This is a genomic window from Malacoplasma iowae, assembly GCF_900660615.1.
In the GTDB taxonomy this organism is placed as follows: Bacteria; Bacillota_I; Bacilli_A; order Mycoplasmatales; family Mycoplasmoidaceae; genus Malacoplasma; species Malacoplasma iowae.
On record NZ_LR215023.1, the window covers coordinates 1,166,804 to 1,180,248 of the forward strand.

Sequence of the window (13,445 nt, forward strand, 5' to 3'; positions counted from 1 at the left end):
ATACCTCCTTATTTAGCAAGAGTTCCTATAGGATCTCATGGTTCTAAAATAATTGGTTTTGTTTCTAAAACATCTGACATTTTTAGTTTATTAAAAATTTCTATTAAATGATCTTTTTTTATCACTGCTTGATAAACAAATTTATCAAATCAAGAATCACTACATACAAAATAACCTTTATTTCCTATTTGTTCTCCTCAACTATTTTCTATTTTTCATTTTCTAGTATCAAGGTTTACAACTTTAGAATTAAATTCATGTAGTGAAACATTTTCACTATTGTTTAAGAATTCATTTAAATCATTTAGTTTATTTAAATCACAATCAACACCAGTTAATAACATAGCATGAGTCATAGCACTAATTCTATAAGTTAACATATCTCCCTTGTTAACTTCAAAATTAATATTGAATATATCAAGATCAAAAGAAGAGTCATCTCAATAACCATTAGGCATATTACCATATCATCCAACGTCTGATCCAAATCAAACAGGAACATTAGTATTCAAACTATTGATAACTAAATATTTAAATAAATTTAAATCTAAATTGTAATGAAGAATTGGTTTGCCACCAATTACATTGTTTAAGTATTCAAATGTATATGATTGATTAAATGGTTTAGATGATTGAGGTGCATGTATAATACTTACAAAATCACTTAATTTTTCATCAACATATTTTTCATAAAATGATAATGGTGTTAGGTTTTTATCAACAACTTTATTTAACTTTTGATTTATTGGTAAATTATAGTTAGTATCATCAATACTTTCATATTTTTTTATTGTGTATTCAAAATCAAAAGTTTTTGGAATGGGGCCATATACTCTAGTTAATATTTTATAAATTTCTTTAAGCATATCTTCTTTAAGATTATGTAATCCATCATTTGACAAACCGCAAGTTCTGATTTTTTTAGCATATTCTCTAAGCTTTCAATTAATTATGTTATTAATTGAGTTTGTGTTTGCAGCATTATAACTATCTGGCATAACACTTTTAGGAACAATACCATATTTTTCTATGACATTTACAACCATGTCTCATTGTCCGCCATCTTGGATTCCTGTTTGCAATATGAATTGTAAATGTCTATCATCTGTTGGTTTGTCTATTAATGAAATTATTGATTCTAAAAAGAAGTTGCATCTTTCAAATTTATCTCAAAAAGCCAAATAACTTTGAGACAATTCAAAATTATCTAAATGTAAATTTTTTGCAATGTTTTCTCTTATTAAGTTTGTAGCAGCATATATTCAACATCTACCTGACATCTTTTGATCAACAGCTGGTAAAGTATTTATATCTATTGAGAAATTAAATGTATTTTTTATTTGATTATTTGGTGATAAAGCAACACTATAAATAGAATTTTTAACTAATGCATTTCTAACAAGTTTATTGTTTTCATGGTTAGAAGATATTTTATCTATTAATTTTTCATTTATACTTTTAATTCTCATAACTATTTATTAACCTCATTAAAAAATACTGATCAATGCTCAACTTTTATAGGTTTAGTTTTTAAACCTTTTCCAAATAATTCTTCATAAATTATTTCTTCTTTTTTATTTTTTGTAGATGCATTTTTAAATTTGAATTTTGCAAAAGATTTATTATCAATAGCTTTATGCTCTTTGATGAACTTTTTCAAAAGTTCTTTACTTACAACAACTTCTGTTAAATATTTTTTTCTTCATTCTTCAGTGATTATAAAATGTCCTTTTGATCCATATTTTGAACCTCAACTATTTTCAATTTTTAAAGCTTTTATTTTATTATCACTTCATAATTCTTTTAATAAATTTAAGTCATACTTCTTAGTTTTTGAAAGTTTTGATTTTACAAATTGTTTATATTCTTTTTCATCACTATGGCAACCAACTAATGTCATTGCATGATTTGGAGAAAAATGTTTATATTCTAAAAGATCTGAAATATCATGATTAAAATTAACATCAAACAAACTTTCATAATCAAACATATTGATGTCTCATATTCCGTTTTCTAAATCAAAATAATGACCAACATCACATGCGAATCAAATAGGTTGTTTATATTCAATCATAGCATTTATTGCTAAATCTAATGTTTGTCTATCTACATTTAAAAAACGCATATTTCCTTTTTCATATATATGAGCTGAATGTTCTAATTCATACATTTGATTATATTTATATTGTTTTAATGGAACATGAATTAAAGTTATAAAATCATCCAAATTAACTTTTGTTTTTTTATACATTTCCAAAGGAGTAACATTTTTTATTACATTTAAAACTTTAGCTTTTTTGTTATTTTTTCCAAAAAATTCTAAATTGAATTTTTTTGGCGGTTCACCATAAATTAAAGTTAATAAATAAAATACATTGCTAAGTGTTTCGGTTTTAATTTTGTTAATGTCTTCTTCATCATAAGTTTTTCTTAATTGAATAGCACCCTTTTTTAAAACTATATTAATTAATTTGTTTAAAACATATGAATTTGAAACATTAAAATTGTCTGGCATTACATAACTTGGAACAACTCCATATTTTTTTATAACATTAACAGACATTTCAAAATAACCACCATCACTAAAACCATTTTCCAATAAATCAACAAGCTCTCTTGAATCAAGTTCTTGTTGTGATGTTGATATAATTTTTTCTAAAAATGCATTTGCTCTTTCAAACTTTTCTCAAAATACACAATATGATTGAGAGAATTCAAAATTATCAATACCATTAATTTTCATAAAATTATGTCTTAACATATTTAAAGTTGCAAACATTCAACATCTACCAGATTGTTTTTGATCAGTTATTACACTTGTTGGAATTTGATAATCATTTGAAAATTGAGATATTTTATTTTTTCTTGAATCACCGACAACTGCTACACTATTTATTTTGTTTAAATATAAAGCATTTGTTGCTACCTTTTGATTTTTATCATTTTGCAATTCAATATCTCATTCATTAATTTTCAATAAATCTATTGGTTTAGCATTTTTCATATTACCCCCTTAGTGCTTTCATAAGTTAAATATAACACACCAAATAATTTCTAATATATACAAAATTATTTATATATAATAAGCAAAAATTTACATTTGTAAGTTAATAGAAACAACAAAAATTAAAAAATAAATTTGTTAATCTAATTTATAAATTAACAATAATAATGACATTGATGCACAAGTAAATACATCATTATATTTTTTATTTTAATATATATAATTTAATAATTGTTATCAATATAAGAAAATACTATATTAATTATTAAAATTAAAAAAGTATTCTCACAATAAAATAAGTTTTTAATTTCGTTTTAATCAATAGTCAAAACAAATAATATAATAAATTTTTAATTTATATTAAACATAAAAAAACATTTATAATTAGATACAATCTTTTCTTTACTGATCTATAAGAATTTAAATAAATTGTTTATAGTTAAAATAAAAAAATAACCTAAGTTTTATTAAGGTTATTTTTTTATGAATTATTGTCTTTAAGTTAAAAATTTATTTTATTTTTTCTTAACTGTGTCATGACCACCAAATTTATTTCTTAAAGAAGCAAGTAATTTATTGGCATAAAGATCTGGTTGTTTTAAAGATGTTTGTCTAGCGAATAATGATGAAGCAATTGATGGAACAGGCGTTCCTTGTTCTAATGCTGTTTTAACAGTTCACAATCCCTCTCCACTTGCATTGACAACCCCAGATATAGATTCAAGTTCTTCTTTGTTGTTAAAAACTTCAATCATTAATTCCATAAGCCATGATCTTATGACACTACCATTGTTGTATAGTTTTGCAACCTTTTGTAGATCATAATTATATGGACTATCGTGCATAACTTGAAATCCCTCAGCAATTGATTGCATAATTCCATATTCGATTCCATTATGAACCATTTTACAAAAATGCCCACTTCCAGGTTTTCCAGTATGTAAATATCCTTTAGATACACATAGTTTTTCAAGAATTGGTTCAACAATTTCAATAGCTTCACTTTCTCCACCAACCATCATACAAGCTCCATTTAATGCACCATTAGGACCACCACTTGTTCCACAATCAACAAAATAAATTCCTTTTTCTTTTGCTTTTTTATACAAAATAAGACTATCTTTAAAATATGAATTACCTGTATCAACAATAATTGAACCCATTGGTAAAATACTAATTAATCTTTCAACAGTATCACTTGTTGGTTTTCCGCATGGAACTGAAACCAAAATAATATTAATAAAATTATTATTGTATTCAATCATTTTTTCAATCGAATCAACAAGTTGATAGCCATCATTTCTTAAGCTTTCATATTTTGATTTATTTAAATCATAACCAATTACTTTGAAATTATTTCTATAAAGGTTTTTCAATAAACCTTCACCCATTTTTCCAAGTCCTATTAATCCTATTTTTAATTCTTTATTCATTGTTATCTCCTATAGCATTGTTGTTATTTTCTTGATTCATTCATATATTTACAAATTTATTAATTTTATTTTTATATAAAATAATTGTAATCACAAAAGATAAATAAGAGGCAATAGTCAAACTAATAAATATATAAAAGTATGTTGTTGTTGCCATATCTAAATACATACCCAATAATAATAGGGCAAGAGATAATCCAAATGATAAAACAATTAATAAGATCATAATTGATATAAACATTATGTTTATTTTTTTATCTATCACACCTTGTTTTACTAATGGATTATTAAACAATTTAGCAATTAATCAAATTCCAAACCCTATCATTGCAACAATAAATATTGTTACAGCAATTTGTGAAAATAAATAATTTGCAAAGTTTGCCATTTGCGTTGTTGTTGTAACAGATGTAATTGAATTAGAACCCATATTATTCATTGGTGGTACATTACCATTACTTGGACTATAAGTAATAGTTGTTTTATAAAGCAATGTATTAGCATCAAACAATATTGCGTCAGCTAGTAACATTACAGATCCACAAACTATCAATATCAATATTCATACTTCAGTTTTTAATAAAGTGTTAATGTGATTTACTCATTTTAAAGATTTATTATCTAGTTCTTTTTTATTAACTTGTAAATTAACTTGTTGAGAATTGTTATTTAGAATTTCAATTTTATCAATTGGTTTTTCTAATAAGTTTTTATATAGATTATCATAAGCACCTTTGTCCAAAAATTTTTCTACTGAATAAACAAAAGCGTTTGGAACTTTATCTTTAGCAAACTTTTCAAATACATTAGTTGTTACAATAACATCAGCATCACTTGGTAAATCTTTTAGAGCACAATTTGAAACGCTCACATCAACATTATTATTTTTTACTCATTTTTTAATGATACCAGCTGCCATTGCTGAACTACCCATGCCAGCATCACAAGCAACAATAAGTTTTTTAACTTCACTTCATTTAAATTCTTTAGTTTGAACAACTTCTACTGATGTATTTTTTGAATTAAAAGTCATTCCTTCATCACTAAAAGTAATTTCTTGTTCATTTATAGAACTGTTAAGGTTTTTCTTTTTTTGAATTAATTGAATTATTGTTGCAACTGCAAATGTAACAATAACTCCAGTAATAACACCAGCAATATTTATTCCAATTAATTCACCAGTTGGTGATGTAGAAACTACAGAAATTATAGATCCAGGTGAGACAATTGTGGATGTACCCCCACCTGCAAAACTAAATACTGTCATACTAGCTGCAGCACCTAGAATTGTACTTATTATGTATATTGGTTTTTGAACAACATAAACATAATAAACTTCATGGATACCACCAACAAATTCTACAAGTGATGCACCAGCAGCATTGGCACGTTCTGAACCTTTTTTTCATACAACAAAAGATAAAAGTAATCCAAGTCCTGGACCAGCATTTCCAGCATATAAATAATAAATTGAATGTGGGTTAGCAATATTATTAATTTGTTGTTGTGAAATATCATTTAAACCAAGAGGTGCCATAACTCCATAGTTTAATGCATTGTTTAAAAATATTGTTCTTAATGGTTCTGTAAATATTGTTAATATTGGATAAATATATTTATTTTGACCCATGCTTTGAATAATTAAAGTAATAACAATAGTAATACCATACATGATTCATGGTCATACATAAAACATTATTAGTCCCATTAATATTGCAATAATTGCTAATGAGAAATTTCTTATTAACATTTCAAAACCAGGTTTTACTGTATCAATATAATTTTCTTCAATAGTTTTGAAAATTTTTGTACCTATAGGACCAACAACCATAGCACCAATAATTTGATTTGGATCACGACCAGCAAATCCATTAAAAACGTTTCTACCTATCACTTCATTATAAGTTGTTGTACCCATAACACGATAACCATCACTTGAAACAATAAAATATTGATTACTATCAGTGCCTGTTATTAATTCTTGCCCTGTATAAAATTGATAATTTTCTGGTATATATTTATAAACTGTTTCACCTGCACCATATTGGTCTCATATCGTTGTGGTACCAACAATAATAACAATTGTTAAAAACGCTGATAAGGTGGCTCCCCTTATACCATATATCATTTTTCCAGCATTAATCGCTATTAATAAAGGTAATAATCATTTAATTCCTATGGGAACAAGTTTTCCAAGTTCTGGAGTCACAAATCAACCATGACTTGTAGGGTTATTATAAATAAATGCTGAAGCTCACAAACCTCAAGCAATAAAAACTCCAATTGTAGGCATAATCATCCCACCCATAAATGAACCAAATTTTTGAATTTTTTGCCTCATTCCAGAGTCTGCATTCTTTTTGAAAACACGTTGGGAATTATCTTCTGGTTTTTTATATATTCAACCATGTGTTTTCAAATAATCCATGATTCTATACTTTATTTTTTCCATAATTCACCAACACAAAAAATAACTTATATATACAAATTAATTATATATTGTATAGATATCTATAGAGGAAAAATAAAAAAGATAACAGCAAAAAAGTTATCTTTTTTATTTTTTCAGTGAATTGTAGTATTAAAAATTAATATTAATTCTAAGTTTTTAATATTTAGCAAAATGAAAATTTGAAATAATTATTCATATGTTATTTATCATTTTTTATTTTATTTATGTGTTCTTTTAATTCTTTAGAAATTTCTTCATCATTTAAGCCAACATCAAGAAGTGATTTTATTAATCCTATTTTTGATCCAATATCATATCTGTTTCCAAAAATTATCTTTGCAAAAAGTTTATTAGAGTTAATGCTGTCTTGAATTGCGCTTGTTAACTCAAGTTCATTATTTAGATTTGGTTGTGATTTATTAATAAAATAAAAAATGTTTGGCATGAAAATATACCTACCAACAATTGCTAATTGTGATGGAGAGTTTTCAATATTTGGTTTTTCAATTACACTTCTAACATCAATAATATTTTCGTCTATTTTTCTTACATCAATTATTCCATATTTGTTAACATCTTTTCAGTCAACATTTTGAACTCCAATAACATTTGTTTGCTTTTTATAAAAAATATCAATTAGTTGTTTTATAGCTGGTTGTTGATCTTTTTTCACAAAAATAACATCATCAGGTAACAAAACTGCAAATGGTTCATTGTTAATAAATTTTTCACATATTTTAATTGCATGACCAAGCCCAAGTGCTTCTTTTTGTTCTATAAAAGATATTGATAAACCATTATATAAAAATTTGGAATTAAACCCATTTAAATCTGATTTATTGTTACAAAAAAAATCAATAATTGATTTTTTATTAGATGATAAAACAATAATTACCTCTTCTATTTGTGAATTAATACACTCATCAATAATAAATTGTATTGATGGTTTATTGATAATAGGGAACATCTCTTTAGGGATAGATTTAGTTATTGGCAAAAATCTTGTTCCCAATCCTGCTGCAGGAATAATTGCTTTTTTTACTTTCATAATTATTTTTGTTTCTCCTTGAAACAATTGATTCTTATAAACTGTTAGTCCATTAATTTAATTTATATTAATAAAATAATTTCATTAATATAATTATAATTGATTTGAACTTTTTAAAGTGTTTGATATTTTCTGTAAATTTTAAAATAATGTAAAAATGTATTTCCAATTATAAATCTTGGTTAAAATAAAAAACAACATCTTCATTGTCTTTTATAAAGATATTGTTTTTTATTTTTTAATTAAAGTCCATAATGAATTTAATTTTAAATTCTTCAACTGTACATTTATATTTATCCATTGGCAATGGACCACATGAATTTGAACCCAAACCATTTTGTTTATAATCAATATTAAAGTGAATAAAATCATCTTTAATTAATTCATTTCTGTGTTTTGTTAAAGTTAAGTGCATATCATCATAATATGTTAAAGAAAAATCAAATCTATTTTCTTTTGTTGGAGCATAAACTTTAAATGATAAAAAATCACTCTTAGGTTTAACTCATAAAGATTTGTGTTTATTTCCATTTTCTTGTGGATGTACATAATTAGTAAATGATTGATCAATAGTTTGACTATATAAGTTGTATGGGTTAGCTTGGCAAGAATCACTATAACTTTCACCAGGGCCTTTTCCAAAATATTCAAAACTATCAAATGATTTGTTTAGTTTCATTTTTATTCCAATTCTAGGCAACATTTTTGGAACTATATCATTTGGATCAATTTTTATGGATGAACCAGAGCCAGCTTTTTGTGTCATTTCCTCACTAACATTTATTAAACCACTTGGTTTACCATTTACTTCAAATTCAATTGTATTATTATAATGAATTAAATATCTATATTGAGATGTGAAATATCAAGCTTGATTTACTGCTCCATTTATTGTTTCAACATTTATCATTAAACCATTGTCAGTGTGTTCAATTTCATAATTCATTACACTTTCTGAAAATAAATGAACAAAAAATTGTTTCATTCATATTTGTCTGTATTGATCATTATCATTATCTGTTAAACCTCTTCAGAAGTTTAATTGTGGACCTTTTTCAACTATTAAATTATCATTTTTATAAATTGATCTAATGTTTGAATTTGTTTTATCAAATATAATTTTTAAATCTTTTGTAAATATTTCTAACTCAAACTCTTTATCATTAACTTTTATATAACTATCATCACTAATAATTGGTTTATTTTCTTCAATAAAATTTAATTCAGCATTTTTAATTGATACAATATCACCTTGTTTTGAAAACATAGTGTCTTTTTTATATCTAAGTTCCAAACTTAAAAAATAATATGTATTTTTTAATTTGTTTATTTTTGGAAGTGAAAATTCTTTTGTAGTTCTTGGTAAGATATCATGTAAATCAATATTCGCTTGATAAATGACTCTTCCATTAGAGTTAGTTATTTTTATGCAACTATCATACTGACTTAATAATGTGAAATCATGTCTATTGGTAACAAAAAATTTAGCATTATCTTCTGATAGTTTTAAAACAACTGGAGCTATAACTTCTTTATATTCAATTAATCCAGGTGAAATTGTTCCATCGGGCATCATTAATCCATCAATACAAAAAGTTCCATTTGTTGGATCATCGCCAAAGTCGCCACCATATTTATAATAAACATTATTGTATTGATCTTTGGATTCAATTCCATGATCATATCACTCTCAAACAAATCCCCCTGCAAAAGCTTCGTTTGAATAAAATATTTCAAAATAGTCATATAAAGAACCAGGACCATTTCCCATTGCATGAGCAAATTCACATTCTATATGTGGAAGTTCTTTTCATTTAGGATATTGTCTATCGCCAACATAACCATCTAAAACTGATTGTAGTGTTCTTCTTTTTTCATCATGTTTACCTATTTCAAGTCTTGTATACATATTTGAATGTACATCAACCACTTCACAATCAAAGTCACCTTCATAATGAATAAATCTAGTATCATCTATTTCTTTTATAGCGTTAGCCATATCAATAAAATTTTGACCAAAACCAGTCTCATTTCCAAGAGATCACATTAGAATACATGTGTGATTTTTGTCACGATGTACCATTCTTGTACCTCTTTCAAGATAAGATAACTTAAATTTTTCATCATTACTTGTTCAAGATCAATCACCAGTTAATTCAAAACCATGTGCTTCCAAATCTGCTTCATCAATTACATATAAACCAAGCAAGTCACAAAGATAATAAAATTCTACAACTTGAGGATAATGTGAAGTTCTTACTGAATTTATATTATGTTTTTTCATTATCTTTAAATCTTTTTCTATTTGACTTAAAGGAACAAACTTACCTGTTTTTGGATTATGTGAATGGAAATTAACACCTTTAAACATTATCGGTTTTCCATTCAATAATAAAACTCTTTTGTTTTTAGAAATTTCCCTAAAACCAAATTTATGAGGAACAAACCAAGTTTTCTCATCATTATAAATAACTAGTGTATATAGATTTGGTGTTTCTGCGTTTCACTCATTTATATTATTAAATCTTTGATTGAAAAAAACTTTATCACTGCAATTATTAAATTTATTTGAAAAAATAATGTTTTTATTTTTATCAAATATAGCAATATTTAAATTTAAGTTAGATTCTTCTTTTAATTTTACTTCCAAAGAAAAATCATAATAATTTTCTGATAATCTTTTTGTTTTAATAAAAAAATCATTAATAAAATTCTTTGGTTCTATTAAAATTTCAACATTTCTATATAATCCAGAAAATCATCATTGGTCTTGATCCTCTAAATAAGAACCATCTGATCATTGATAACAAATAATCAATAATTTATTTTCACCATTTTTGATGTACTCATTTAATTTGAATTCAGCAGTATATCTAGACCCTTTTGTCATTCCTATTTCGTTGTCATTTAAATATACTTGCACACAAGAATCTGCATTATGAAGTCTTAATATGTAATCATTATTGTCATCAATGTTTTGGATTATAAATTCTTTATAATAAACACCTGTTGGATTATTTGTAATAACTTTTGGTGGCATTATTGGAAAAGTTCATCAAACATCAGAATAATGCATTTTTCCATAGTTTGCCATTTGTCATGGTAATGGCACAATAATATCATTAAAATTTGTATAATCTATTTTTTTAATATCAGAATTTATTAACTTGGGTGAATCAAACAATTTGAATTTTCATTTTCCATTAAGGTCTATTATTTTCCCCCTATAATTTACATCGTATTCCAATGCTTGTTGTAAACTACTATATTCTTTAAAATAAGCTCTTGGATTTAATCTATTTTTTGATTGTATTAAAGGGTTTTCATAAATCTCAAGTTTATATTTATCCATATATTTATAATGTTCCATAAATTCTCCTTATTTAATTTCTTTTATTAAAGATATTAAAAGTGATGAAGTTCAAGAGAAATTTGTTGTTGATAATCCTTTTTTATTTATAGGATGATAATTTTCTCTCAATGGTTTATTCAAATGTTCTTTTGAACTAAGCGTATTTATAATGCTGTTTTTTATCTTTAAAGCCTTAGTTTTGTCATAGTTATAAATACCCTTTAAAGCAAAGTATAAAAATGAGATTCAAACAGGACCTCTTCAATAATCAACAGGATCAAATCTTTGATTATCAAAAGAAACTGTTGGAAATGGAAACGGCGTTAAAAAATTAGTTTTATTTAATGACTTAATTATCTTTGATGCATTATTGTTAGGAGTGATTTTTATATACAATGGTAAAAATTGTTCTACTGATTTACCATATTCAGTTAGTGGTAAAAGTTTATCAAACTTAATATCATAGTAAAAGTTCTCTTCGTTAGATCACATATATTGATTGATATTATTTTTTAATTGCAAAGAAAGATTAGCTTTTTTTGTAAAATCATTCAAGTTTAAATATTTTTCAATTTTTAATAATGAAATTAATTCTAAGTAATAAAAACTATTTAAACATATTGAGTTTTGGTCACAAACATAAGCTATAGGTAAATTTTCTTTATAGTTTGTAAATGTTGTCATTCTATCCCAATCAAATCTTGGTGCATTATCCATACCAGATTCTCATGATATTGCTTCAATAATAGTTTTTTTATCATTAACAGAATTTCTTTTGTCTAGTGTTGCACCATATGAAAGAAAAAATGGCTGAGATTGAGATTTTCTATTATGCATTCATCATTGTTGAAAATCTATTAGTTTGGGATAAATTTTTTTCAATCACTCAATATCTTTATCTTTTTCAAAAACTTTTAAAACAGATCATGATGCAAGCGGGGGTTTTGTGTTTCTTTCGTTTCAATTAAAACCACAACCACCTCTATCAGATGAATAATTGTAAAATATACAATCAGGTATCATTCCATAGTCTCATGGTCTTAATAAATCATTCTTCTTTATTTGATAATCAAACATTGAGTTAATACAAGCTTTTGCAAGCTCAGTGTTAAAGTAAGATAAACCATAGCTTATTTTAAAAACATCTCAAGCATAAGCTCCAATAAAATCAGTATAAGTTATCGAAGGAACAACAGTGTCATGTTTAAATTTTCCATTTGGAGCCAGTCAATTTCCAATTAATGTGTATATAGATTTGTATGCTATTAATTTACTTTTTTCATCTAAATTTTTAAAAGGTTTTTTATAATCTTGTCATCTTTTATTTAATAATAAAAAGTTGCTAGTAATTTCATTATCATCAAAATTAATCTTAAACTTTTTTCTATTGAAATAAAAACTATGAAATCAATTAATTTTTGTATTTGTTTTATGCTCTAAATTTAATTGTTCAAAACTATAATCAATTGTTTTGATGTTATCTTTTTCTGATTCATTTAATAAAATAATTTTATTTGAATGATTTATTTCAAATGTTTCTTTTTCTTGTTTATTTATTAAAGGATCAAATTTTATAACAAGTTTTTTATTTTCTATTTTGTATGAGTCATAATAATTAACTCAATCATTTTCATCATTTAAACCATTACTAGATTTGTATTTAACTTTTTTATAAAGTTCTATTTTATTACATACTTTTATTTCTAATTTTTCTTTGCTATTTGATTTTAAATCTAATTCAATTAAAGCATCTTCATGATTTATAAAATATATTTTTTTAGTTATATCAATCTTATATTTTTTATTTTTGATTGAAGCATATATTTGCAAATAGCCATTCTTTTCTTCAACTCTATAATCAGTAAAAGTTTTAATAACTTTATTGTTAATAACAAAATAAATATTAGATAATGAATGAGCAATATTTATAGGTATTTCTTGAGAAATAACCATTGGCCCAGTAAAAGACAAATTTCTTTTATTAGATATATAATAACCAAATCATGCACCACAATCAGAAAAAGGATTTGATTTGTTTGTTAATTTATAATTGTATTCAATATCAAATGGTACTTGTTGATAATTTATTTCACTATCTGCTGTAGAAAATCTATTTATATTACTTTCAAAGTAAAACTTGTCTTGCATTATTTATT

7 protein-coding genes are annotated in these 13,445 nt (G+C 24.7%); all 7 read right to left on the reverse strand.

The window, feature by feature from the left end; translation table 4 throughout:
* Positions 1-8: 8 nt before the first annotated feature.
* The 7 genes from EXC57_RS04705 to EXC57_RS04735 all read right to left on the reverse strand — a co-directional run bounded on the left by EXC57_RS04705 (position 9) and on the right by EXC57_RS04735 (position 13,437).
* Positions 9-1,469, reverse strand: a complete 1,461-nt coding sequence (locus tag EXC57_RS04705; RefSeq protein WP_004025334.1) for a C1 family peptidase — start codon at positions 1,467-1,469, stop codon at positions 9-11.
* Between the two features lie 2 nt (positions 1,470-1,471).
* Complete coding sequence (locus EXC57_RS04710; RefSeq protein WP_004025335.1) at positions 1,472-3,004, reverse strand: C1 family peptidase; 1,533 nt, start codon at positions 3,002-3,004, stop codon at positions 1,472-1,474.
* 515 nt (positions 3,005-3,519) lie between these two features.
* Positions 3,520-4,437: a phosphogluconate dehydrogenase (NAD(+)-dependent, decarboxylating) gene (gene gnd / locus EXC57_RS04715; protein ID WP_004025336.1), complete on the reverse strand. Its 918-nt coding sequence runs from the start codon at positions 4,435-4,437 to the stop codon at positions 3,520-3,522.
* Positions 4,430-6,889 carry a PTS transporter subunit EIIC gene (locus EXC57_RS04720; protein WP_004025337.1) on the reverse strand — a complete coding sequence of 820 codons (2,460 nt, stop codon included), beginning with the start codon at positions 6,887-6,889 and terminating at the stop codon, positions 4,430-4,432. Before EXC57_RS04720 ends, gnd begins: the two co-directional genes overlap by 8 nt.
* A gap of 199 nt (positions 6,890-7,088) precedes the next feature.
* Positions 7,089-7,937 (reverse strand): UTP--glucose-1-phosphate uridylyltransferase, encoded by an 849-nt coding sequence (locus EXC57_RS04725; protein WP_129692703.1) that lies wholly within the window; start codon positions 7,935-7,937, stop codon positions 7,089-7,091.
* Between the two features lie 238 nt (positions 7,938-8,175).
* Positions 8,176-11,307, reverse strand: a complete 3,132-nt coding sequence (locus EXC57_RS04730) for a glycoside hydrolase family 2 TIM barrel-domain containing protein (protein WP_004025339.1) — start codon at positions 11,305-11,307, stop codon at positions 8,176-8,178.
* Between the two features lie 9 nt (positions 11,308-11,316).
* On the reverse strand, positions 11,317-13,437 hold the full coding sequence (locus tag EXC57_RS04735) for an MGH1-like glycoside hydrolase domain-containing protein (protein WP_004025340.1): 2,121 nt from the start codon (positions 13,435-13,437) through the stop codon (positions 11,317-11,319).
* Positions 13,438-13,445: the final 8 nt, after the last annotated feature.